This window comes from Pseudoalteromonas sp. S3431 (genome assembly GCF_000690035.1).
GTDB lineage: Bacteria > Pseudomonadota > Gammaproteobacteria > Enterobacterales > Alteromonadaceae > Pseudoalteromonas > Pseudoalteromonas fuliginea.
The window spans coordinates 60,053-84,810 of record NZ_JJNY01000007.1 but is presented as its reverse complement, the minus strand read 5'-3'; the positions used below and the strand labels follow the sequence as shown (position 1 = coordinate 84,810).

Annotated in this window: 22 protein-coding genes and 2 tRNA genes; 13 read left to right on the top strand and 11 right to left on the bottom strand. The window is 39.5% G+C overall.

What is annotated here, in order from left to right:
* Window positions 1-78 precede the first annotated feature (78 nt).
* Together pnuC and DO88_RS15995 are read left to right on the top strand one after the other, a co-directional pair.
* A complete protein-coding gene (pnuC, locus tag DO88_RS15990; RefSeq protein ID WP_008135692.1) occupies window positions 79-696 on the top strand; it encodes a nicotinamide riboside transporter PnuC in 618 nt (205 codons plus the stop codon).
* A 3-nt stretch (window positions 697-699) separates the two neighbouring features.
* On the top strand, window positions 700-1,506 hold the full coding sequence (locus tag DO88_RS15995) for a phosphotransferase (RefSeq protein WP_033038031.1): 807 nt from the start codon (window positions 700-702) through the stop codon (window positions 1,504-1,506).
* Here DO88_RS15995 and DO88_RS16000 read toward each other — a convergent pair.
* On the bottom strand, window positions 1,503-1,685 hold the full coding sequence (locus DO88_RS16000) for a hypothetical protein (RefSeq protein ID WP_007378484.1): 183 nt from the start codon (window positions 1,683-1,685) through the stop codon (window positions 1,503-1,505). The two genes, DO88_RS15995 and DO88_RS16000, sit on opposite strands and share 4 nt — an antisense overlap.
* 245 nt (window positions 1,686-1,930) lie before the next feature.
* Between DO88_RS16000 and DO88_RS16005 the strand changes: the two genes are divergently transcribed.
* Both DO88_RS16005 and DO88_RS16010 read left to right on the top strand, forming a co-directional pair.
* A tRNA-Arg gene (locus DO88_RS16005) sits at window positions 1,931-2,005 on the top strand.
* Between the two features lie 363 nt (window positions 2,006-2,368).
* The gene (locus tag DO88_RS16010) at window positions 2,369-3,583 is read left to right on the top strand and encodes an HD-GYP domain-containing protein (protein WP_033031411.1); all 1,215 of its coding nucleotides are present in this window, start codon (window positions 2,369-2,371) and stop codon (window positions 3,581-3,583) included.
* Here DO88_RS16010 and DO88_RS16015 read toward each other — a convergent pair.
* On the bottom strand, window positions 3,543-3,866 hold the full coding sequence (locus tag DO88_RS16015) for a YwiC-like family protein (RefSeq protein WP_033031413.1): 324 nt from the start codon (window positions 3,864-3,866) through the stop codon (window positions 3,543-3,545). The two genes, DO88_RS16010 and DO88_RS16015, sit on opposite strands and share 41 nt — an antisense overlap.
* 284 nt (window positions 3,867-4,150) lie before the next feature.
* Here DO88_RS16015 and DO88_RS16020 point away from each other — a divergent pair, with 284 nt between their 5' ends.
* Window positions 4,151-5,419, top strand: a complete 1,269-nt coding sequence (locus DO88_RS16020; RefSeq protein ID WP_033038030.1) for an outer membrane protein transport protein — start codon at window positions 4,151-4,153, stop codon at window positions 5,417-5,419.
* Between the two features lie 113 nt (window positions 5,420-5,532).
* On the opposite strand, the gene DO88_RS16025 is transcribed toward DO88_RS16020, so the two are convergent.
* The 3 genes from DO88_RS16025 to pepA all read right to left on the bottom strand — a co-directional run bounded on the left by DO88_RS16025 (window position 5,533) and on the right by pepA (window position 10,565).
* Window positions 5,533-8,388 (bottom strand): valine--tRNA ligase, encoded by a 2,856-nt coding sequence (locus tag DO88_RS16025; RefSeq protein ID WP_033038029.1) that lies wholly within the window; start codon window positions 8,386-8,388, stop codon window positions 5,533-5,535.
* 60 nt (window positions 8,389-8,448) lie between these two features.
* Window positions 8,449-8,895, bottom strand: a complete 447-nt coding sequence (locus DO88_RS16030; protein ID WP_007377064.1) for a DNA polymerase III subunit chi — start codon at window positions 8,893-8,895, stop codon at window positions 8,449-8,451.
* Between the two features lie 158 nt (window positions 8,896-9,053).
* Entirely contained in the window at window positions 9,054-10,565 is a 1,512-nt protein-coding gene (gene pepA, locus DO88_RS16035; protein ID WP_033031420.1) for a leucyl aminopeptidase, read from the bottom strand.
* A 288-nt stretch (window positions 10,566-10,853) separates the two neighbouring features.
* Between pepA and lptF the strand changes: the two genes are divergently transcribed.
* Together lptF and lptG are read left to right on the top strand one after the other, a co-directional pair.
* Entirely contained in the window at window positions 10,854-11,966 is a 1,113-nt protein-coding gene (gene lptF / locus DO88_RS16040; protein ID WP_007377062.1) for an LPS export ABC transporter permease LptF, read from the top strand.
* A complete protein-coding gene (lptG, locus tag DO88_RS16045) occupies window positions 11,963-13,030 on the top strand; it encodes an LPS export ABC transporter permease LptG (RefSeq protein WP_033015376.1) in 1,068 nt (355 codons plus the stop codon). The genes lptF and lptG overlap by 4 nt, the downstream gene beginning before the upstream one ends.
* Before the next feature lie 91 nt (window positions 13,031-13,121).
* On the opposite strand, the gene DO88_RS16050 is transcribed toward lptG, so the two are convergent.
* Window positions 13,122-13,616: an RDD family protein gene (locus DO88_RS16050; protein ID WP_007377060.1), complete on the bottom strand. Its 495-nt coding sequence runs from the start codon at window positions 13,614-13,616 to the stop codon at window positions 13,122-13,124.
* Window positions 13,617-13,898: 282 nt separating this feature from the next.
* Between DO88_RS16050 and DO88_RS16055 the strand changes: the two genes are divergently transcribed.
* Window positions 13,899-13,983, top strand: a tRNA-Leu gene (locus DO88_RS16055).
* 440 nt (window positions 13,984-14,423) lie between these two features.
* Here DO88_RS16055 and DO88_RS16060 read toward each other — a convergent pair.
* The gene (locus DO88_RS16060) at window positions 14,424-14,807 is read right to left on the bottom strand and encodes a DUF1842 domain-containing protein (protein WP_007377058.1); all 384 of its coding nucleotides are present in this window, start codon (window positions 14,805-14,807) and stop codon (window positions 14,424-14,426) included.
* 534 nt (window positions 14,808-15,341) lie between these two features.
* Here DO88_RS16060 and DO88_RS16065 point away from each other — a divergent pair.
* The 4 genes from DO88_RS16065 to DO88_RS16080 all read left to right on the top strand — a co-directional run bounded on the left by DO88_RS16065 (window position 15,342) and on the right by DO88_RS16080 (window position 18,990).
* Window positions 15,342-16,331 (top strand): fatty acid desaturase, encoded by a 990-nt coding sequence (locus DO88_RS16065; protein ID WP_007377057.1) that lies wholly within the window; start codon window positions 15,342-15,344, stop codon window positions 16,329-16,331.
* A 399-nt stretch (window positions 16,332-16,730) separates the two neighbouring features.
* Complete coding sequence (locus tag DO88_RS16070) at window positions 16,731-18,023, top strand: amidohydrolase (protein ID WP_002958068.1); 1,293 nt, start codon at window positions 16,731-16,733, stop codon at window positions 18,021-18,023.
* Between the two features lie 235 nt (window positions 18,024-18,258).
* Window positions 18,259-18,672 carry a GFA family protein gene (locus tag DO88_RS16075; RefSeq protein ID WP_033038028.1) on the top strand — a complete coding sequence of 138 codons (414 nt, stop codon included), beginning with the start codon at window positions 18,259-18,261 and terminating at the stop codon, window positions 18,670-18,672.
* Window positions 18,673-18,768: 96 nt separating this feature from the next.
* Window positions 18,769-18,990, top strand: a complete 222-nt coding sequence (locus tag DO88_RS16080; RefSeq protein ID WP_033038026.1) for a hypothetical protein — start codon at window positions 18,769-18,771, stop codon at window positions 18,988-18,990.
* Here DO88_RS16080 and DO88_RS16085 read toward each other — a convergent pair.
* Window positions 18,979-20,175 carry an MFS transporter gene (locus DO88_RS16085; protein ID WP_033038024.1) on the bottom strand — a complete coding sequence of 399 codons (1,197 nt, stop codon included), beginning with the start codon at window positions 20,173-20,175 and terminating at the stop codon, window positions 18,979-18,981. The genes DO88_RS16080 and DO88_RS16085 overlap by 12 nt on opposite strands.
* 106 nt (window positions 20,176-20,281) lie before the next feature.
* Here DO88_RS16085 and DO88_RS16090 point away from each other — a divergent pair, with 106 nt between their 5' ends.
* On the top strand, window positions 20,282-21,073 hold the full coding sequence (locus DO88_RS16090) for an AraC family transcriptional regulator (RefSeq protein ID WP_033038023.1): 792 nt from the start codon (window positions 20,282-20,284) through the stop codon (window positions 21,071-21,073).
* Window positions 21,074-21,092: 19 nt separating this feature from the next.
* Here DO88_RS16090 and DO88_RS16095 read toward each other — a convergent pair whose 3' ends face one another.
* From DO88_RS16095 to DO88_RS16105, 3 genes are all read right to left on the bottom strand, one after another.
* Window positions 21,093-23,153, bottom strand: a complete 2,061-nt coding sequence (locus DO88_RS16095) for a TonB-dependent receptor (RefSeq protein WP_033038021.1) — start codon at window positions 23,151-23,153, stop codon at window positions 21,093-21,095.
* 74 nt (window positions 23,154-23,227) lie between these two features.
* Window positions 23,228-23,884, bottom strand: a complete 657-nt coding sequence (locus DO88_RS16100) for a YoaK family protein (RefSeq protein WP_007377050.1) — start codon at window positions 23,882-23,884, stop codon at window positions 23,228-23,230.
* Between the two features lie 90 nt (window positions 23,885-23,974).
* Window positions 23,975-24,676 carry a substrate-binding periplasmic protein gene (locus tag DO88_RS16105; protein WP_007377049.1) on the bottom strand — a complete coding sequence of 234 codons (702 nt, stop codon included), beginning with the start codon at window positions 24,674-24,676 and terminating at the stop codon, window positions 23,975-23,977.
* Window positions 24,677-24,758: the final 82 nt, after the last annotated feature.

Genomic DNA, 24,758 nt, shown 5'->3' with positions numbered 1-24,758 from the left:
TTTTCTTAACGTTAAATAGACCCCGTATATAAGCAGATTGGTATAACAATCGGCACAACTGAACGGTGATTGCATAGTATGGACTTTTTAACACAAACCTTAAGTGGTTTTACAGCGATGTCGCATTGGGAATACATAGCGGTGGGGTTGTCGATGGCGTACTTATTATTGGCAATAAAAGAAAGCTTATGGTGTTGGCCTGCAGCATTTTTTAGCACACTCATTTATACAATAATGTACTGGAATGGTGCATTATTAATGGAGTCATTACTTAATTTTTATTATATGTATATGGCTGTATTTGGGTGGGTTGTATGGCGAAAAGGCAAAGCTGAAAATCTAAATATTACGTCTTGGTCGATGAACCGTCATGCTGTTTTAATCAGTTTAACAACCGTAGCTGCAATAGTTATTGGTTACGTTATGCAAAACTATACTCATGCCGACTTTGCTTATCTTGATAGCTTTACAACATGTTTTGCAGTAGTAACTACTTACTTAGTTGCTAAAAAAGTCCTCGAAAACTGGCTGTACTGGATTGTAATAGATGCCGCTTCTATGTATCTATACTACGAAAAAGGCTATTACCCAACGCTAGCACTCTTTATATTTTATACCATTATGGCAGCGTGGGGCTTCAAAACCTGGTACGAAGAGTACGAACAAAGCCAAGCTAAGCCTTTAGCGCAGCTTTAATTAATGATTGAGTATAATCAGTTAGTAAAAATGTGTAGTGCGTTTATAGAGCCTAAAAGCATTGTTTCAAGCGAGCGATTGCTGAATGGCTTTAGCAACGATAATTTTTTAATACGTACCGAGCAACAAGGGTATTTGTTAAAGTGTTATAAAAGCCGTTGGCCAAGTGACGGCCTTGAAGCGCAGCGCTTTTTAAGTGACTTGGATATATGCCCTGCGCCTATTTGGCTCGATAAAAAGAATAGTCGTGCGGTATTTGATTATATTGAGGGTGAAACCGCACAGTCAGATATAACGCTCAGCTTAGTTAATAAATTAGCCCAAGTACACAGTTACAGCGCAACGACTACACCAATGGATATAGCCAAAGAGCTGCACTTTTATCAAAATACGGATGTATATACGTTATACAAATCACAAATAGAGCGGGCACTAAAAGCAGTTACAGCGATGCCATTTAATGCGGGCTTTTGTCATAACGATTTAGTAAGAGACAACATTGTTGTAAATGCTTCGGGTATGTATTTAATTGATTTTGAGTACGGACAAACTAACGATGTGTATTTTGATTTAGCCGCGCTGTGCGTGAGCTTTAATTTGGATGGGCAAAGTGAAGGTGAGTTATTAGATAATTATAGTAAGTACAGTAGAGCCGGTGTAAGCTTTTTTAAATCAGTAAATAAACTTGATTTTTTTAAGCTGTTTTTTTTAATATTGAGTATAGGATGGTATGAGCAGCGCGACATAACTAATCACTTAATTGAATTACGCGCGCAACTAAATAAACTCACTTTATCTATGAGTTTTTAAAGACCACCAAAACGTGCAGCTAGTTCTTTATATTTTTTTACTTCATCAGCATCAAATTGCGGTTCGCCATTTTCATCCTGCGATTTCGCAATTAGTAAACTTTCACGAGTAAGGCGTTTAACACGCTCTACTTTTACACCTAAAAACTCAGCAACTTGCTCAGTAGACATCAAACTCATAATCACTTCCTCTTTTAAATCAAATCACATAGTCACTATAATAGTTAAAATGTTGCTAAACAGTTACTTTTTTTTATCTAATATTGATAAAAAGCGTGTTTTTAACTAATTGTGAAGTGTTTTATTCTAAATCGCTTAATTAATAGGCATCTAAACGCATGGTGCTGGCAATTAACGACGGATATCTTTATCATTATAGACGCCAAAGCATTGATATCGCGAGTTAGTGCTGCGGCAACAAATGTGCTCTCGTGGTGAAATGGATATCACGTGGCCCTCCGGAGGCTGAGTTGTAGGTTCGATCCCTACCGAGAGCGCCATTTGCTTTATATGTTTATGCCCTAAATTATTTCAGTACTTTTGCATAATCAAACTATTTTCAATATCTAAAATTGGTTAACGATACTAGATAACATTGATTGAACTTCATTTTTATAAAAATAGTGTTCTTATTAATTACATTTAAACTTGAATGAAAATAAACTTTTCGTATCTCAGTTCAAAACCCTTTAGCGTTTCTCATTAAATTAAAAATAACGCAAAATTAAATGAGATATTATTTAATAATATAAATTACTACTTTTTAGTGAATTATAACTACTAAAGTACGAATGAATGGACTTTAAGTATTAAACAATGCTATTTAAGGTACATATTCATTAATTGTAGAAATAGCCGCTTTTATGCTAATAACTTTACCTATCCCTGAGCTAATACCTGGCATGTATGTCGACAGTGTTACTAAGCAACATGAAGGGATTAATAGTATAAAAATTAAGACTAGCGGGTTAGTCAGAGATAAATCTATAATTAAGCGTTTAATTGCAGAAGGGGTTCTTGAACTTCTTATTGATTTCGCTAAGAGTGAAGTCGCAATCCCCGCCAAATATAAGCCACAAAATAAACCTAAAACATCGAGCAGCCAACAAAAACGAGTTAAGGCCAAATCTGCAATAACGGTACAGCAAGAATTTGCTAAAGCGAGTGTAAGCTACGATCAACATAACCGTAAAATACAATCTTTATATAGCGATTTAATAGCCGGTTTAACTCTTAACGTAAAAGTACTTGATGAAATAGCAAATGAAATCGTTGCTTCAGTATTTCGTAATGCAAATGCGATGACAATCCTTACTCGAATTAAAGATAAGCATAGCTATAATTGGCGTCATATGATCAACTGCGCCATTTTTACGAGTGTATTTGCTAAATACCTAGGTTACAAAGAAGCGCTTGTGCAGGAGCTTGCTATGGGCGCACTACTGCATGATTTAGGGCAATCTAAACTACCGCAAGGCATACTATCAAAACCAGGCAAGGTTACTAATAACGAAATGGCGAGTATTAAAAAACATGTTGCTTTAGGGCTGGGTCTGGTCAAAGGTGAAAAGAGTATTTCGCCACTTATGTTAGATATGATAGTCAATCACCATGAACGATTAGATGGTTCAGGTTATCCCCGCGGCATTGCTGCAGAAAAAATAAGCCGTCCCGCACGGATAATGGCAATTGTAGATGTATATGATGCGATGACAGCAGACAGGCCTCATCAAGATGGCGAAGAACCTATTAATGCACTGCGTTACTTATTGGCTAACAAGCAAATGTTTGACGCTGAATTAGTGCAGCGTTTTATAAAGTGCTTGGGCGTGCATCCCGTAGGGACTATTGTGAAGCTAACTAATGAACGCCTAGCGTTAGTATTGGAGGGGAATAACTTGAATCCGATAAAGCCAAAAATTAAGTTATTTTTTAATGCTAAACATGGGCATCATGTAACTGCTAAAGATATTGATTTAAGTGACAGTAACCAAGAGCTTAAAATTTTAGCGAGTGTTAAACCACTAGACTATAAAATTAATTTGTCTCGTTTACTAAAAGAGCATCTGCTTGCGTAGTGTTTGTACACTTTCGTTGATTGCTTTTCTTAGCTGAAATAAATGCCCCTAAAAAACAACTTCCCATCAGTGTTAGCCACAATAAAGTGCCTAGCTCTACATGCAGTGCTAAACAACAAAATGCGAGCGAAATTAGTGCGCTTAGCATAGCACCAAGCCAATAGTGATTTACTGGATTGTCGCATTGTCCTGCTTGCGTACATGCGCAGTAATTTGCTTTATAAAAACAAAATACACTCGCACCACAAAAAATAAGCCCAGCTACAATAAGTGAAATGATCACAGTTTTATTTCCTTTGTGATTTTGTAGTGAGTGTAAATTGCTAATTACTTTAAGTCAATCTAAATGATAACCAATTACATTTAGAGTATATGCTCTAATAGCACAGATCTAGTCCGATGAGTTTTAATTAGTTGTTAAAATGTCGTTAAAAACCATGTTTTTCATAGTATTTTGACGTATTCATAGAGTCTTTTATAAAAAAATCAGGTAGTGTAGCCGGGTTTGAAATCCTAATAACAACACACATAGCTATCCAAACAGTTAGTTTGGTTAAGGACACAACAATGAAATTTACTAAAACTCTTATTGCAGCTTCGCTTGCATTTGTTTCTGCAGACAGTTTTGCAGCTGCATTTCAACTAGCAGAACAAAATGCATCAGGTTTAGGCCGTGCATATGCTGGTGAAGCTTCTATTGCAGACGACGCATCTGTTGTTGCACGTAACCCAGCACTAATGACTTTATTTAAAGACAAGCAACTAAGTGTTGCTGCTATTGGCGTTATTCCTGATGTAAGTCTTGAAGGTGAAAGTACTAATAACGGTATTGACCCAAGCGCATTAGATGATGGCAGCATTGCTCCTAGCGCCGTTGTTCCTGCAATTTATTTTACTATGCCTTATAACGACAAAGTATCAGTTGGTTTTGGTGCTTTTTCTAACTTTGGTTTATCTACTGAGTTTAAAAATGACTACGTAGCAGGGCAAATTGCAGGTGAAACAGAAATATTTACTGTTAATCTTAATGCAAGCGTTGCTTATAAAGTATCTGAACAATTTAGCTTTGGTATAGGCCTAAATGCTATTTATGCTGATGCAACAGTTATTCGTAAAGTTGGCGCAAATGCAAGTGGCTTTGACTTTGGTACTGATGCAGTAAATCTTCAAGGTGATGATACTGGTTTTGGTTTAAACGTAGGTTTAATGTATCAATTAGATGAAAACAGCCGTTTTGGTTTTAACTACAGAACAGAAACTGATATCACGTTTGATGGTGATTTTTCTAATGGGCTACCTGCAGCCGCTGGCGGCACACAAGGCACAGTGCTTCCTGGTTCTGTAGAAATCACTTTACCAGCTATTGCTGAGTTTTCTGGTTCGCATCAGTTAGACGAAAAATTAGGGCTGCACTACAGTGTATTATGGACTGGGTGGAGTAGCTTTGAGTCTTTAGAAGCGCAAGTAACAGCACCAACGGGTAACAAGTTTACCGCGTTTGAAAAGAACGAGAGTTTTAGCGATTCATTCCGCTACTCAGTCGGTGCAGATTACCAGTTAAACGAAGATTTATTACTACGTGCCGGTGTTGCATTTGATGAGTCTCCTGTATCACAAACACATCTATCAATTTCGATTCCTGATACAGACCGTTTCTGGTTCTCGTTTGGTGGTAACTACACTATCGATCAAAACTCTAATGTTGATCTTGGTGTAAGTATTATCCGTGGTAAAACACAAACGTTTACAGAAGCTGATGACTCAGGCAGCCAGTGGGGCTTCGAATCTAAAGGCCACGCAGTACTAATTGGTGCTCAGTATAACTACAAATTTTAATGTAGGAGTGTCTTGTGGTTAATCACAGGGCACAAAAAAGCCGCTCACTTTAATTAAAGTGAGCGGCTTTTTTAATGCCTATTAAATAGTGTTAATAGGCATTTTATGAAAGCTTATAAACTTTCTATTTTAGTTTTTTGCTCAAGTAGCTTAGTTTTAGCATCGCTAAACTCAGCCAATTTTGCATTTTCTTTAGCAAGTACCGCTTCAGGAGCGTTATTAACAAACTTTTCGTTAGCGAGTTTGTTTTGCACTTGTGCTAGGCCCTTTTCGGCTTTTTCGAGTTGCTTATTAATACGCGAAAGCTCGGCTTCTACATCAATTAAGCCCGCCATTGGGATCATGATCTCAAGGTTGCCAACATAAGACGTTGCACATGCTGGTGCGTCGTTTTTGTTTTCAAGCATTGTAAACTCTTCAATTTTTGCAAGTGATGCTAAAAATGATTTGTTTTCTTCAATGCGGCGCACGTCGTCGCTTGATGCATTAGCAAGTAATACGCTAAGTGGTTTACTTGGACTAATATCCATTTCACCACGAATATTACGAATCGCTAAAATGAATTGTTTAACCCATTCTAAATCGTCCATTGCTTTAGCATCAACGCTTGCTTCATTATATACAGGGAACGGCTGAACCATAATGCTGGTGTTCTCTGTTTTAAGGCCTGCAAGAGGTGCAACACGCTGCCAAATAGTTTCAGTGATGTATGGCATCATTGGGTGCATTAAACGCAGTAAGCTTTCAAGTACGGTAATAAGTGTATTACGTGTACCACGTTGCTGCGCTTCATTACCTTTAAATAATACCGGCTTAGTGAGCTCTAAGTACCAATCACAAAATTGGTTCCAAGTGAATTCGTAAAGCGTGTTAGCAGCTAAGTCAAAGCGGTAGTTATCTAAATGCTCTGTATAGGTTTTAACAGTAGCTTCATACTGACCTAAAATCCAACGATCAGCTAATGAAAGCTCCGTTTGAGCACCGTTTGCAAAACCACAGTCTTGCTCTTCTGTGTTCATTAATACGTAACGGCTCGCGTTCCATAATTTGTTACAGAAGTTACGGTAACCTTCAAGGCGGTTCATATCCCAGTTAATATCACGACCAGTAGATGCCATTGCAGCAAGTGTAAAGCGAAGGGCGTCGGTGCCGTGTGCTTCAATACCGCCTGCAAATACTTTACGCGTATCTTTTTCGATTTTAGCGGCAAGTTTTGGCTGCATCATGTTACCAGTACGTTTTTGTACTAGGTTTTCAAGTTCAATGCCGTCAATCATGTCTAATGGGTCAAGTACGTTACCTTTTGACTTAGACATTTTATCGCCATTGTCGTCACGTATTAAGCCAGTTACATACACGGTTTTAAACGGAACTTGTGGTTTGCCATTTTCGTCTTTTACAAAGTGCAGCGTCATCATAATCATGCGCGCAACCCAGAAGAAAATAATATCAAAACCAGTTACCAACACGTCAGACGGGTGGAAGGTTTTTAAATCATCGGTATTTTCTGGCCAACCTTGTGTAGAGAACGTCCAAAGCGCTGATGAGAACCACGTATCAAGTACGTCTTCGTCTTGGCTTAGCGTTACGCTGTCTGCAATGTTGTTTTCACGGCGAACTTCGGCTTCGTCGCGACCAACAAATACATTGCCTTCACTGTCGTACCAAGCTGGAATACGGTGACCCCACCAAAGCTGGCGTGAAATACACCAATCTTGTACGTCGTTCATCCACGAGAAGTACATGTTTTCGTATTGCTTAGGTACAAATTGAATGTCGCCGTTTTTAACTGCGTCTTTTGCAGGTTCAGCTAGTGGTGCAACACGTACATACCATTGGTCGGTAAGTAGTGGCTCAATTACCACGCCAGAGCGATCGCCGTAAGGAACGGTTAAACCATGGTCTTCAATTTTTTCAAGTAGGCCTAGCTCTTCAAATTCTGCCACAATTGCTTTACGCGCAGCAAAACGATCAAGGCCGCGCAAGCGCTCAGGAATTGGCGCATCAAACTCAAGCTCTTTACCGTCAAAGGTGTATGTTTCACCTTGGGTAAGAATAGCGGCGTCTTTATCGAAAATGTTGATCATCGGCATTTGATGACGCTTGCCCACTTCGTTATCGTTAAAGTCGTGCGCTGGGGTTATTTTTACACAGCCCGTGCCTTTATCTTTATCGGCATGTTCGTCAGCAACAATTTTAATACGACGATTAACGATTGGTAATAAAATCTCTTTACCGATTAAATCTGTATAGCGTTCGTCATCTGGATTTACTGCAACACCCGAGTCGCCAAGCATGGTTTCAGGGCGAGTTGTAGCTACTACTATGTAGTCTTTTCCGTCTTGTGTTGTTACGCCATCAGCCAGTGGGTAACGTAAGTTCCACATGTGGCCTTGCTTGTCTTTGTTTTCAACTTCAAGATCAGAAATAGCAGTGTGTAATTTAGGATCCCAGTTTACTAGGCGTTTGCCACGGTAAATTAGGTTTTCTTTATGAAGGCGTACAAACACTTCTTTAACGGCTTCAGATAAACCATCGTCCATTGTAAAGCGTTCACGATCCCAATCAACCGATGCGCCAAGGCGACGAAGCTGCTTAGTAATAGTGCCGCCTGATTCTTTTTTCCATTCCCAGATTTTATTAATAAAATCTTCACGGCCTAAATCGTGGCGTGTTTTGCCTTCTTCTGCATGCAATTTACGCTCAACCAACATTTGCGTTGCAATACCTGCGTGGTCAGTACCTACTTGCCATAATGTGTTGTTACCTTGCATACGTTTAAAACGCGTTAAGGTATCCATTATTGTATCTTGGAAGGCGTGGCCCATGTGTAAGCTACCTGTGACATTTGGCGGCGGGATCATAATTGAATATGGTACGCCTTTGCCAGACGGCTTAAAGTAGCCTTTTTGTTCCCAGTCTTGATATAGAGACTGTTCAATATCTTGCGGATTGTAGGTTTTATCCATTACACAGAACCTTAAATAAGTACTTAAATTAGTTGGTTAGCTATTTAACTAAACGTGTTTTTAGTTATTAATATCTTGCGTGGTGAGATTGGCACCGAGTTGGCGCAGCTTTTTAAAGCGCTCGCGAGCAGCTTGCTTAGCAACGGGTTCTACGGGTACAAAATCAAAAACTTGGTTAAATCGACGAATAAAATCCGGTAAGTTATTAGCCAAATTAATTAAAACTTTACGATTACCAACAGGAGGCGTTATACCAATTTCTACAGGTGCGCCGCCTTTAGGGCCTTCACCTTGTAGGTTATGAGGTACAAAACTGTCGGGATCGAATGCCCAAATTATTTCATCAATGGCACAGGCGGTCTCGTTGTTATCGACACATATAAATACGCGTTGACCGTTTCGATACTGATCGGCTGCAATTTGAGCTGCCAAAGCAAAATGATCGTCTGGCTTTGCCAACGATTCATCTTGTTGCTTTAGAACGAAAAATTGGGCGTTCATGTTCATTGTATCGGGGTTTCCCATAACATTAAATGTGCACTAAGTTGATACACATAAATTAAGAGGCAGATTTTGCCATATAACGCGTTTTGCTTCAATTAATACACAAATAAATAAGGCGCCAAACGGCGCCTTATAAACAGGTTTAAAGTTAAGTGTTCACTTTAATCTTGAGCGGCTTCACTTACGCCAGCTCTATTTAACAAGTACTGAGTAAGCATAGGAACAGGGCGACCAGTTGCGCCTTTTTTAGCGCCACTTTTCCACGCTGTACCGGCTACGTCTAAATGCGCCCAATGATACTTTTTAGTAAATTTAGACAAGAAACATGCAGCGGTAATTGTGCCAGCAGAACGTCCACCTAAGTTAGTAAAATCAGCAAAAGGGCTATCTAGCTGATCTTGATAGTCGTCCCACAGTGGCAACTGCCATGCACGGTCACCACTTTGCTCAGACGCTTTTAATAAATCGTGTGCAAGTGGGTTATGGTTTGATAGTAAACCAGTCGCATGCGCGCCAAGGGCTACAATACAAGCGCCAGTAAGTGTTGCTACGTCAATAACCGTATCTGGATTAAAGCGTTCAACGTACGTTAGCGCGTCACACAATACTAAACGGCCTTCAGCGTCAGTGTTTAACACTTCAACCGTTTGCCCTGACATAGTTGTTAAAATATCACCCGGGCGATAAGCATTTGGACCAGGCATGTTTTCACAGCCCGCTAAAACACCAATAACGTTAATTGGCAATTGCATTTGTGCAAGCGAACGCATTGCGCCAATAACACCTGCAGCGCCGCCCATGTCGTATTTCATTTCGTCCATGCCTTCGCCTGGTTTTAACGAAATACCGCCTGAGTCAAATGTTAAACCTTTACCAACAAGTACAATGGGTGCTTGGTCATCGGCTGCGCCTTTATAGTTAATAATCGACATAACAGATTCATTAACGCTACCACGGCCAACAGCTAGGTAAGAGTTCATGCCTAGCTCTGCCATTTGTTCTTCGCCAATAATATCAACAGTGATGTTGTCAAAATTAGTTGCCAGCTCTTGTGCTTGCTCACCTAAGTAAGCAGGGTTACAAATATTTGGTGGCATATTGGCTACGTCTTTACATAACTTGCTACCTGCAGCAATGGCTAAACCATGCTCAATGGCACTTTCGCCAATAGTTAGTTCACGGCGTGTTGGCACGTTGAATACCATTTTACGTAATGGACGACGAGGGTCTACTTTTTTGCTTTTTAATTGGTTAAACGTATATAAACAATCTTGCGTAGTTTCTACCGCTTGGCGCACTTTCCAGTAGGTGTCGCGACCTTTAACGTGTTGTTCTGTTAAAAAGCATACCGCTTCCATTGAACCAGTATCGTTTAAGGTATTTATTGTTTTAGAAATAATTTGTTTGTATTGTTTATCGTCAAGTTCGCGTTCTTTACCACAGCCTACAAGCAATATGCGCTCGCTTAATACATTAGGTACATGATGCAATAATAAAACTTGACCTGGTTTACCTTCTAAATCACCACGGCGAAGTAAGTTTGAGATATAACCGTCACTGATTTTATCGAGTTGTTCACCAATGGGGGATAACCTACGTGGCTCGTAAACGCCAACTACAATACATGCGCTACGTTGTTTTTCTGGGCTACCACTTTTTACGCTAAATTCCATTGTCACTCCTGGTTTTGAGTCGATTAGGCTATTAAATAGGGGCTAAAAAAAAGATTTCTAGTCTAATAACTCTAATATTAGCTGATTTTGCTAGACTCTTACTGTGTAATTGAACTTTATATGCTTAAGGGCTACTAATGCAACATTATATCGTGCTCTTAGGTAGGATAATTAAATTTGATGGCTTATAATAATGGCTAATTTGCCAGTACAAGCTGCGTAAAATAGCTATTTAACTATTAAATTATCACTATCTTAGTGAAATTCCATGTTTAACAGGGGCGAGCATTGCTAATTTTCCGTTATTTGACCTCAGAGGTTTTAAAATCGCAGGTCGCCGTATTTTTAACTTTAATGACCATTTTTTTGTCACAAAAGTTAGTTGTTATTTTAGGCGATGCCTCCGAGGGTAGTATCCCTGCCAAACTAGTTCTGTCGATGATTGCACTTAAATTACCGCAATTAGCCTCTTTAATACTTCCGCTGAGTATATTTTTAGGCATTATTTTAGCTTACAGCCGTATTTATGCTGATAGCGAAATGACCGTGCTTAAAGCCTGTGGCGTAAGCGAATGGTACGTTGTGCGCGTTACGCTTATATCAAGTGCAGGGTTGGCATTTTTAGCCGCAGCGCTCACCATGTACATAGCACCATGGGCAAGTGAGCAAGAATACCAATTAAAAGAACAAGCTAAAGCCGATGCCGGTTTATCCGCGCTAAGAGCGGGGCGATTTCAAGAAACCGGTAACGAAAAAGCCGTGGTATTTATTCACAATATTGAAAAAGGCGGCAAAGAGCTTAATAAGGTATTTGTAGCGCAACTACCTAACAGCGAAAAAGATAACCTTGCACGCCTAGTTTACGCAGAACAAGGCGTAGTAGTAGAAGCCGTTAATGGTGAACAGCAGTTAGTGCTTACTGACGGTAAACGTTATGAAACTGACGGTTTAACACCGGCACTTAATTTAACTGAATTTGACGGCTACAGCGTACAAATCCGCGATCAAGAAATAGAGCATCAACGCCGAAAGCTAGAAGCGGTGCCAACTAATCAGTTGCTGGCAATAAATACCCCTGAATCTATAGCACAATGGCAGTGGCGTCTCGCTATTCCACTTTCTATTCCACTGCTTACTTTGCTTGCTGTGCCATTAAGTGTTGTAAACCCGCGCCAAGGTAAGTTTGCTAAATTAGTGCCAGCTATTAGCTTGTATTTGGGTTACTTTATTTTACTTAATGCAGCTAAATTTGCAGTTGAGGATGGTAAAATACCACCATCAATAGGGTTGTGGTGGATCCACATAAGTGCCCTATTTATAGGTGGGCTATTAATAATTAAAGGGCGTCCATTGGGCGCTTGGCTCAAAGCTGTTGTAACTAAGCGAGAACTAGGCTCATGATGAAAACGCTTGATTGGTATTTAGGCCGCAGTATTTTACAAACAACAGGCTTTGCCTTATTGGTATTAGTGGGTATTAGTACCCTCATAAAATTTATTGAACAGTTAAAATCGGTAGGGCGTGGTAGTTACGACTTAATTACCGCAATGCTTTACACTTTATATACTATACCGGGTGATCTTGTTGTATTTTTCCCTATGGCTGCGCTAATTGGCGGATTAACGGGTTTAGGGGCACTCGCCTCGAACAGTGAGCTGGTGGTAATGCAAGCCGCTGGTATGTCGCGTTTACAAATAATCGGCTCGGTAATGAAAACGGCCGTATTTATGGCTTTTTGTATGATGGCACTTGGCGAGTGGGGTGCACCAGAGGCACAGCTGCACGCTAAAGAAATGCGTAATCAGGCAATACATGGCGGTGATGTATTTAATGCGCAAAAAGGCGTATGGGCTAAAGATGGTAATAACTTTATTAACATAGAAGATGTTGATCAAAATGGAATGCTGCATGGTGTGTATATGTATCATTTTGACAAATCATTAGATTTGACTCAAATCACTAAAGCAAAAAATGCTTTGAGTCGTAATGACGGTTGGCTACTTCGTGATATAAATAAGGTAATTATCACCGACGAAAAAATTACCACAGAACAGGTGCCTGAAGAATTTTATGCCTCACAACTCACCGCTGAAAAGCTGGGTGTTGTATCAGTCAAGCCAGAGTCGTTATCGTTTACTGGTTTATGGTCGTATTTAGGGTATTTAGAACAAAATGAGCAAGACACTAGTACCTACGAGCTTGCCCTTTGGCGTAAGTTTATGCAGCCTGTATCTGTTGCGGTAATGCTGCTGGTGGCGCTCTCGTTTATATTTGGCCCACTACGTACCGTTACTATGGGGGCGCGTATTATTATGGGTGTTGTAACCGGTATCGTGTTTCATTTAACTAACGAAATATTTGGCCCAGTGGTTATGGTTTATCAAATACCAGCTATTGTAGGTGCTGTATTACCAAGCATAATATTTATAAGTTTTGCGACATACTTGATGAATAAACGAGTTTAATGCTTTTAAAATAGTGTAGGTAATAAACTTATAAACATAAAAAAGCGTGACAGTAGCCACGCTTTTTTACTTTAAAATAAGTGATATAGGTTCAATCTAGCTCACGATAAATACGCTTGTTTTCTTCTTTTGTCAGTGCAATTACTTCAGTTTTAGAAATATAATCTTGTAATGCATTTTTGTTTTTAAAATCAACTAACACCACTAAATTGCCTAACCCAAGTAGTGAGCTTACACAGCGGATAATCGCTTGAGGCCAGCTAATAAGGTTCCCGTCGAGTGTTTGTACTTTTAAACGCCATGCGCGCATACCAATGGTTTGGCCACTTTTAGTCCAAAAGTAAGCAAAAAAGAAAATGTTTATACCTACAAATAACGTACTTCTAATACCGTATAGCAGTGGGGAATCCTGTATATAAGCTGCAGGATCTTCTGCTTGAGCAATAAAACCCAAGGCACTTAGTCCTTGAATTACTGCAAAATAAAGTATGGCTGTAAGCATAGATAAAGAAATTACGACTAAGGCATCGTAAATTAAAGACGCAAAACGACGCCAAAAACTCGCCCGTGGAAACTTACCAGACATAAAGACACTCTCACTATTAATATGCTCGCTAGTTTAGCAAAAAAGCTTACAAATACTAAGTGCTATAGTTTAGCGATACTATTTAACCTAACAATCTCTTTTGTAAATGTTAATAGATGGCTAAATGTTAAGCGGTTGAACATGCTAATGCCATAAAACGCTTGCTGCTGCATGTATTGTTTGTATAATGCTTGGCATAGAGACGAAGGCATATAAACAAACCTTAGCTCTAAAGTGGTTTTTCTTTATCTTCTCGTGTTTAGAAGGTTAAAGAAAAATGACGCCAGCGTGATGAAATTGGTAGACATGGGGGATTCAAAATCCCCTTCCGAAAGGAGTGCCGGTTCGAGTCCGGCCGCTGGTACCACTTTTTATAGCCCCTGCTAGATTTAGCAGGGGTTTTTTTATGCCTGAATTTTGAGTGATTAGCTTAAAGTATTACTAATAATATAGCGCAGATATAATATCAATTCGTGATAATTCTTAATTAATTTTAGGGATTAAACCTGATACCAACTGCATTTGAAATTTCTGCCTTACGACTCCATGTATGCAGAAAGTAGAGCAATGTAAGATCAATTGCCGAGAACAATTAAATAACGGAGTTTTTGCCTTGTTATCGGCAAGGTTTTTTACCTAAAAATAGGCCCCATACAATAAGCAGAACGGTATAGTTTAAGTACTCTGTTTTAACTTTTGATTGCTTTACTTACGTGCTGTTTATTTTTGTTGTAATGAGGGGGTTTTGCAAGACTGTAACAGCGGCACTTAAATGTATTAAGTGCCGTTAAAAATATTTTCTTTATATTAGTCGATTAAACTTACTTGGCCTTGGTAAGTATTATCACCAACCGAAAAGCTACCTTTACCATTCCATTGATTATCTACTGCGAAGCTTGCCGTGAATGGCGACTGATAGCTACCAATTGCAGGTGGTGGGAAGGATACAATGGCTTGGCCTGTGACTGCACCAACTTTGGTTACGTCATTGTAACCTGTTGCATGCATATGCCCTGATGCGCTAGAAGTAAATTGCGGCGAATGCTGAGTTCCCTCTAAAATGGCCCCATTTGCTCTACCATTTAATGCTCCTGTTTTTGGATCTACTGATAATTGTAATTCCATAGAACCACCACCAACAACGCCAGATTTAAACTGTAGTTTAACCAGATATAAGCTTTCGTTAGACATTTTAATCTTCCTTTTTAAGTGTGTATAAACAATATTTAGTGGTTATTCACTAACTAACCTAAAACCCGGGTAAAGATTTACTAACATATTGAACTGTATTGATATTTTTTTATAGTTAGGTTTTTTCAGTGAAAATAAGGTGAATTCACCGCTAATAGCGGATCTGATTCAAATGAATTCAACTCAGTTAGCGCTGAAAATAGTTGCTTGAGATTGATTTATTATCCAGAACTCAGGTTAACTAAGGAAAGTGTAGAACGATTGCAGCTAAATATGTATTACAGAGCATTACAGGCAAAGGTGTCCCTAATTAGATGTTTGGATCTCGAAAATCATGTGATTAAAGCCAGAGTAGTTGAATATAAAATATAGTAGGTATGAGTTTAGTCGTGTGTGGTCTCGTTATTATTGTATTTATTGCTGTGCGAAAGCACACTTTAGCATCAAGCGTATTGTAATTTTTTATTGTCGTTTTTTTCGATGTTTCGCTTAATTCAGGTATTATTTGTACATCAAGTTTTTTAAGACATCATCATGACTCAATTAAGTGCCAAACAGAACATTCAAGCGATTGTTAAAGCAATCAAGGCAGAAGAAGTGTTACTTCGTCAAAAACACCCATTACTTGCACATCAAAATACCTTAGGGTTAATTATTTTATTGCTGTCGCTTAGCGCATTAATTGGTGTTGGTGTTTTATATTATTTAGCCCTAATACCCGCTTGGGTATGTATAGTATTTGCGGCTATTGCTGCGTCTATTTCCCATGAGTTAGAGCACGACCTTATACATAAACAATACTTTAGTAATCAGCCTTTCATGCATAATTTTATGATGTTAGTAGTATGGTTAATGCGGCCAAATACTATTAGCCCATGGTACCGACGTAAAATGCATTTACACCATCACAAAACTTCCGGCACACAACAAGACCTAGAAGAACGCTTGGTGGGAAACGGTATTAAAAATCCATTTTTACGTGCGCTAGTTATTGTAGATGGGTTATTAGGGTTAGTTATTTCTACCAAACGTTTTAGAAAAGAAATTAATGGCTTTAGTTTTTCGAGTGTTTTTAATGCTGGGTTTCCGGTAACAACTGCGTATTTTGCTATTTTATACAGCGTTATTTTATTTCATATTGTTGATTTATTTATACCACTTTCGCTAAATTCACCTAGCTGGGTACTAGGTATAATGAACGTGTTTGAATTTTTAATGGTTGTGCTCATTGTGCCTAATATTATTCGTTCAAGCTCGCTTAACTTTGTTACCTCAAGCATGCATTACTATGGCGGCGTTAATAACATGCTAGAGCAAACACACGTGCTAACGAGTCGTTTATTTATGCCGTTTCACTTGTTTTGTTTTAACTTTGGTAAAACGCATACCATTCATCATTTTGTGCCAAATCAGCCATTTTATTTACGTCAAATGTTAAGTGAAAAAGTACTTAAAGTAATGGCACAACACAACGTGCGCTTTAACGATTTTGACAGCATTAAAAATGCGAATGCTTATAAATAATTACCTCCAACATTAGGAGGTCTTACATTGCTATTCTTATTTTATAATCTGAATAGCAATTATGTACCAAGGCTATTACTCTCTAGCTTCTTCTATCCACCACCGCGCTTATTAAAACTCACTTTACGTGCGTTGGTTGACTATTCAATGCCATTTTTAAATCAACAAAAGCAAAAGTGGTAGGCTTAATTAGCGCTAAAACTTCAAACTAAAAATAGATAAAACCAGTGAAAAGTGAAGTGGCCCTTCATAGTTGGTCATCTAGCTTAAATGGGATTGATTATTGTAGAGCCTTCAGTAATAGTGGTTATAGAGCAAACTAATTATGTTCTCAATAATACATAAGGGCTCGTGCTCATCAATATTATAAAACCAATAAATATAATAAGGACAAACAGGATGAAAAAATCACTAATTTCAATAGCGCTGGGCTTTGCTGCCCTTAGTGCGTTTAATGCCAATGCAAACATTGATCAGCAAGTGAAAAAGATAGAGCAACAGGTTATTGATTGGCGACGTGATTTTCATCAAAACCCTGAGCTTGGAAATCGCGAAACCCGCACAGCAGGTATTGTCGCTAAGCACTTAAAGTCGCTGGGTATGGAAGTACAAACAGGGATTGCTTATACAGGTGTTGTGGGGCTATTAAAAGGTGCAAAGCCAGGCCCGACAGTAATGCTACGCGCAGATATGGACGCGCTGCCAGTTACTGAAAAAGCAGATGTTGATTTTAAATCAACTAAAACCACTAATTACCGTGGTGTAGATGTAGGCATAATGCATGCTTGTGGTCACGACACACACGTGGCTATGCTAATGGGCGCTGCACAAGTGCTTGCAAACATGAAAGATGAGCTACACGGTAATATTATGTTTGTATTTCAGCCTGCAGAAGAAGGCGCACCAGAGGGGGAAGAGGGTGGCGCTGAGCTAATGCTTAAAGAAGGCATATTTAAACAATACAAACCAGAGGCTGCTTTTGGGTTACACATAACATCTAGTTTGCACAGCGGTAAAATTGGTTATAGAAGTGGCCCTGCAATGGCCAGTGCAGACCGATTTGAAATAACAGTACATGGCAAGCAGGCACACGGCTCTGCACCGTGGACTGGGGTTGACCCCATTGCCGCAGCTGCGCAAATAGTAACAGGCGTAAATCATATTGTTAGTCGCCAAATCAACATTACCAAAGAGCCTGCTATTGTCTCGTTTGGTAAGATAGCGGGTGGGGTACGTAATAATATTATTCCTGAAGAAGTCGAAATGGTAGGCACAATTCGTAACTTTGATATGGATAACCGAGCACAAATATTTGAAAAAATAAAAACCACAGCCACGCACATTGCTAAATCGTCAGGTGCTACTGCAGAGGTACACATTCACGAAGGTTATCCGGTAACGATTAATAACCCAAAGTTAACTGCGCAAATGTTACCTAGCCTTAAAAAAGCAGCAGGTAATGAAAACGTAGTTGAAATGGGAAAAATAACTGGCGCAGAAGACTTTTCGTTTTACGCATTAGAAGTGCCAAGTGTATTTGTATTTTTAGGCGGCACACCAAGTGAGCAAGATTTAAATACAGTGGCTAGTAATCATTCACCTTATTTTTATGCCGACGAATCATCGTTTAAAGTAGGCACTAAGGCGCTTAGCCTGTTAGCTGTTGATTATTTAAACGCACATAAAAGATAGCTTAAACACACCACGTTACGCTATTAGCTTAACGTGGTATTGCTGTTTTATTTAAAACATCGGATCATGTTTTTAGCACTTGCTCAACTTTTAAAAAATCACTCTCAAAAATTAAAAATCTAACCGAACATACAAATGAACCGGCGAGCAGTTTTTTTATATTTTAAAAATAATGAATCGATATTGCCGGTCTTATATCTCGATTCAATCTTCATAAGCATTAAGGATTTAAATAATGGAAATTACTGGAAGCTGTTACTGTGGTGAAATTAAATACCAAGCAAAGTCTCAAAATAACAACGCACTTGTTTGCCATTGTAGCGATTGCCAACGTATGTCGAGCGGCCCATTTAGAGCAGTTATAATTGCAGAGCCAAATTCGGTCGTGTTTACCCAAGGGGAGCCAAAAGAGTTTGTTAAAACAGCGCAAAGCGGTAACAAGCGTGCGCAAGGTTTTTGTGGTACATGTGGTACAACACTTTATGCAACTAACGAAGCTAAAGCTGACCGTGTATATGGCTTGCGTATTGGTGCGGTTGATCAGCGTGAGCAGTTTACGCCAACAGCACAAATTTGGGCTAAATCAACATTGAGCTGGTTGAACGGCTTACACGAAGTACCTGCGTTTGATACAACCCCACAAAACTAGTTAGTTGGGGTTATCAGTATTACTTTTTAGTAAGCGGTTTGAAATTTATTTAACCAAATGACTGTCTACTTATAAGTCAGTCATTTGGAGAATAATATGTGTAGTTCACCTAAAAGCAGCCGAGCAGTGAAAAAAACAGCCATTAGTTTTAATGATGAGCTTACTCAAGAGCAGCGCTGGCGTTTTGCTGCAAAAGCTAATTTAGCACAAGAGCGCCGTGAACAGCGCGAAGCAACGAATAAACGCTATGAGCAAAAGCACGCGAGTAGTAAACCTTCGTCTGGTTTATTTTCGTGGTTACAGCAGCTAGTTAGCTGATTTAGCTAAAGTGGTGCTTTTACCACTGCCCAAACCACACAAAGCACACAGTACTCCGGCAATAGCGCACAACCACAATGGCGCACTCCAACTTCCCGTAGTCGTGTGTAATGCACCAGCTAGCATAGGACCAATAGCCGCGAGCAAATAACCTACGCTTTGCGACATACCTGAAAGCGACGCTGCTTGTTGCGAATCGTCAGTTCGTAAACTAATAAACGACAGCCCCAATATAAAACATGCCCCAGAGCAAAAGCCCAGCATTAGGGTCCAAACAAAAGCAAAGCTAGGCATGTAAAGCAGCCCCAAAGCACTGAGTGCACTCAACATGGCTAAAATAAAGCTAAGCGCGCTTTGATCTTTTAATTTGGCAAGTAACGGAATTAATATTAAACCCGGTAATGCAGTCGCTATTTGAAAAGCCCCATGATAAGCACCTGCTTGGGTAGCTGAGTGACCGGTTTCGGTTAATATGCTTGGTAACCACGTAATAATTATATAATTTAAAAACGAGTTTAAGCCCAGCAGTAGGGTAATTTGCCATGCTAGTAAATAGCGCCAAACACTTTTTGACGTGTCGGTGTGTTGAGCAATACTCGCGGGTTTTGTGTGCTTACTTAATTGCGACATCCATACAATAATACTCGCCAGAGTAATAATAGCTGATGAGCCCAGCGCAAGTTGCCATCCTAATCCGTTTAACTGACTAAGTGGAAATACTAAAGTAGAAAACCCACCCGATACCACGCCCATAGTAAGCACGTAGGCTGAGGTCATTAATGCAACCTTTGCAGGAAAGTCGCGCTTAATTAAACTTGGTAATAATACGTTTGCGATGGCAATGCCCACACCAATAATAGCGGTGCCTACAAAAAGCATAGCTGAGGTATTTATTACCCGCGCTGCAACCCCTGCAAGTATAAATAACAAAGCCACAAACAAGGTGCGCTCTAACCCTTGCTTTTTAGCAAGAGTTGCGGCCATTGGCGATACAACCGCAAAGGCAATGAGTGGCAATGTTGTTAAAAAACCAGCTTGCGATGCGCTAAGCCCAAAGTGATTAATAATTTGTTCAAGCACAGGTGCAATACCTGTAAATGTGGCGCGTAAATTTGCGGCAATAAGTAATATGCCAAGCACAAGTAATATGCCAGCAAAGCGTGATTTAGGTGTGTTATTTAACAAAAGGGAAGACCATTAAAGCTAATACTTAATGGGCGCTAGTATAAAGGCTTAGCAAAAACTATAATTTAGAGATAATGACATTAAATAACTAAAAACAGACAAAACTATGTTTGATGCAATTGGCTGGGACGATATTAAAAATTTTGAAACTATGGCGCAGCCTATAATAGCCAAAATAGAGCACGCGCATGCAAGTCACGAAATACCACTACATACCCATCCAAAAGGGCAATTAATTTTAGCGCTACATGGTTATGTAACGTGTGAAGTGTCGGCCAAAATGTGGATGGTGCCCACGCACAGTGCAATTTGGATCCCAGCACAAAAGGTGCATAGCAATAGGGCGTCTGATAACGCGCAGCTTTGTCATTTATTTATTGATAGTAGTAAAAACGGTATGCCGCTAAATACCTGTACGTTAGCTATTACGCCGCTGGTTAAAGAGCTAATGTGTGAGTTGGCTGGGCATAATCAGCACTATACTTTAAATAGTAAAACAGCGCGTTTAGCGCAGGTGTTATTTGATCAACTTATTGAAATGCCCGTACAACCACTTGATTTTGTATTATCTAAAAATGAGGTAATTCAAACTATGAGCGATCAGCTTATAAACAAGCCAAATAACCGAAAAACACTACCACAATGGGCTAAGCAGTTTGCATTAACAGAGCGCACATTAGCGCGGTTAATTAAAAAAGAAACCGGTATGACATTTGGAAAATGGCGTACGCAATTGCATATAATTACAGCCTTAAAAGCGCTTTCTGATAAGCAAAGTGTGCAGCAGGTGTCGGAGTTATTAGGGTATGAGTCGGTGAGTGCATTTATTACTATGTTTAAAAAGGTAATGAAAAAGTCGCCCATGAAATACATGAGCGACTTAAATCAGCTAAATTAGCTTAGCCTTTAAATAAGCACTACCACGTGTAAGTTGCCGAAAGCATGGCGTTACGTGGTTTGCCAGGGAGGTATCTGTCGCCGGTAAAACTGGTGTAATCGGCGCGCTCTGCATAAGCCTCATCAGTTAAGTTAATAATACGAGCAAGTAGCTCAAGATTACTAGTAACTTGCCACTGTGCGCGTAGGCTTAAAACATCATGCCCTTGGTATTTATTTAAGTTTTCTGGGTCGGTGTAGTAGTTACCAACGCGGTGCCACTGCAAAGCAAATTGCGTATTACTGAGTGCCTGCCATGTTAAATCGAGATTAGCAATATTACGCGGCGCGGTATCTATGTCGTTGCCGTTTATATTTAAACCGTTAAGTATTTGGTTGTTAGTGTAAGTATGCTTTGCGTGAGTGCCAGCAAAGTTAAGCGCAAGCGACTTGGTGAGCTGGTAGTCAAGCTCAAGCTCAATACCACGATGGCGAGAGCTGCCATTATTTACCGTAAAAAAGTCGCTATCGCGGTAAATCGTATTGTGTTTACTCATAGCGTAAACAGACACGCCATAATGTAGTTGTTCGTAAATCCCTTTAATACCCAGCTCTGCGTTATTGGCTATTTCGGCGCTTAAATTTGCAGTAGTTTGCTCGCGTTGTAATTGGTATAGCTCAGCCGCTTGTGGCGCTCTGTAACCGCGAGAAAAGTTTGCATAAAGCGTGTTATTTGTATTGTACTGATAACTAACCCCAAGCTTTGGCGATAGATTACTAAAACTATTTTTAGCACTCGCTGGGCGGCTGTATCGGCAGCCACCAAAGCCGCATTCTGTGCCATCGTCTTTTGTTCTACCTGCTAGCATATTATTGGTGTAGTCGTACTGCATATGCTCGTAGCGTAAACCCGCTGTAAGCAACCACTTATTTAATTGCCAATCAAGCGATGCAAAAGGCGCATAAAGCGTGGCGTTTACATCGTAATCGTAATGCTTACCTTGTGGCACTGTAGCAACTAAAAATGCAGAGCCCTGAGTTGGCTCATTTTGGCTTTGAGTAAAATCGGCTTGCGTGTATTCGCCATCAAGCCCTAGGTTTATTTTTATATTACTTTGTAAATTATGTTGATAAAGCGATTGTATGCCAAAACCTGTTTGGCTGTTTGTTTCAAGCGGTGTGCCGGGTAAAAAGTGCTTAAAAAAGTCCATGCTTTGGTCGCGAAAATATAACGTAGTAGAGAGCACATCATCGTTATTTAATTGCCATGTTGCATTGCTCCATGCTCTAAATGCACGTGCTTTTCTAAATGCGTCAGGGTCAAAGTTTTTTTGCGCGAGGTCTTCGTTTTTATAGCTTTCAAAGCCTGTAATAAATCCAGCCGTTTGCTGATCAAGATTTGTGTAAGTAAGGCCTGAGGTAAGTAATAAATTATTATTTGAATAGCGATGGCGAATATTTACTTTTTGTTGCTCTACGCTTTCGTCGTCGCGGTAACCGCTATCGTCGGTAACACTTGCGTTAATGCCGATACCGCTGTTGCCGTAATCTTGCCCTGAGCGTAATTTGTAGCGAGTATAACCGTACGAGCCATAATCTAAACCAACTAAGCCACCGCCTTGTGTGGTGTCGGGCGTTATTACATTAATAACACCATGCACAGCGTTTGAACCATAAAGTGCAGAGCCAGGGCCTTTTAGCACTTCAATACGCTGCGCCATTTCGCTGTGCGCTTCAAATAACTCGTTTATGTTACAAAACCCAGCGGCTCTCAGTGGTATTCCATCCTCCAAAGTTAATATGCCACCACATGCGCCTGCGCCCGAAAGTACCGGAGAGCGCAATGCGGGTAAATATTCTTGGCCATTTCCGCGTTGAATATTAGCACCCGCTACACGTTGTAGGGCTTCTTCAATATGGGTAGGCGCTATGCTATTTAGCTGCGCTTGCGTTAGTGTACTTATTGATAAAGGGAGTGGGGTCGATAACGCTTCAATACGTGATGCCGTAGTTGTTATGGTTTCTATTGCATCGTTGTTTTGATTATTGGCAAACGCAGCGTGACTAAAGGGTAATAACAGCGGCAAAAAATAAGGTTTCATACATTCCTTGAAAGTAATCTATATTGCATTGCCTCTATAATATGCGGTTTTAATGTGCTTTTAAACTCGTTGCGTTAAAGCGTACGTAACCTATAAACCCGATACGTAATTGATAAAACAAAACAAGCCACAGCAGGAAACACCAAAGCCAGCACTAAGTAATGCTTAAATAAAACATAGCCGGTTATACCGCCTAGTAAAAAGCCTGCAATAATGAGTAAAAACATAACGCCTTTACGGGTATCAAATTGCTCACCTTTAAGCGCTTTACCTAGCATTAAACCAAGGTCAGTAAAAATACCGGTTAAGTGTGTGGTACGAACTACTGCGCCACTGTAATTAGTTGCTAGCGCATTTTGTAACCCACACGCAGCAGACGTTAAAACAATGCCGTAAACGAATGTGTTTTTGAGTAAATAAGCACTCGCAAGTAGTAGCAATCCTTCAATAAAAAGCAAAGTGTCGTAATGACGACCAAGTTTTAATGAGCCACCAGAGAGCAAAAAGCCCGACAGTGCCGAACCCAACATAAAGCTAACAATTATTGAAAGTAACAATAAGGCAGTACTAGGATTAGTTATTGCTTTAATACCAAGTAAAGTAACAGAGCCAGATACATGCGAAATAGCCTGGTGCTCAAATCCTAATAAGCCTACAGCGTTTACTATGCCCGCTATAAATGCGAGTGTAAACGCGCCATATTCAACCCACTTTGGTAGTTTTGTAAACATTGCTTAGATCTTATAATTTCTATGTAGATAGGTTTATATCATACACCTAAAGATATTTTTTTTAGGAACATAAAATAAAGATAAACGCATTTAGTCATCGTTTTTGTTAAGTCGCTTTGCTTGAAAAGCTTTAATTTGCTGATCGACCTTATGTGTATCAATGACTCCAAATTTAAATGCGATATACACAGGAAGTTGAAATTCATTTAATTCAATAGAGGTGATGTTTTTGAAAGGTTGTGTGTACCAAAGGCCAGCTTGGTAATTTGTAATAGCGTACTGCACTCGCCCTTTTTTAAGGAGCTTAAACGTGTCTTCGCTAGAAAGTGAACGCATTATATTATTTGAATCTATTGCGTACTTTTTGGCAATTTCTACTGGTAAATCAACGCCTCTGAGCATTGATATTGCAGCTTGAGATAAATTATTATTAATAACGTTTTGATCGTTAATCGTAAACAAGCCAAATTTAGTTATATGCAGCGGCACCGTTGTAAAGTCTAAGTATTTAGCACGCTCTGGATTATTGCCTAATGAAAAATAACAGTCAAAGTTATCTTTTTTCATTTCTTTTTGAACACGTGCCCAAGGTAAATGCACTAGTTCAATATTTAATTCTAGGTTGTGCTCAATAAACCTTAAATATTCAATATCTAAACCAGTAAATGTTTCGGTGTTAGTGTCATATATTGTAAAAGGGGGGTAGTGAGTAGTAACACAGCGTATGATTTTATTTTGCGATGCAAATAACGGTGTTGAATATAAAATTATAAAAAAGAAAATTACACGCATTAAGCCAAAACCCAGTTTTTTTTATTAGTGTAGAAGATTATGTTTGATTATCCAGTCTGGTGCGTTTAACTGTACTGATCTA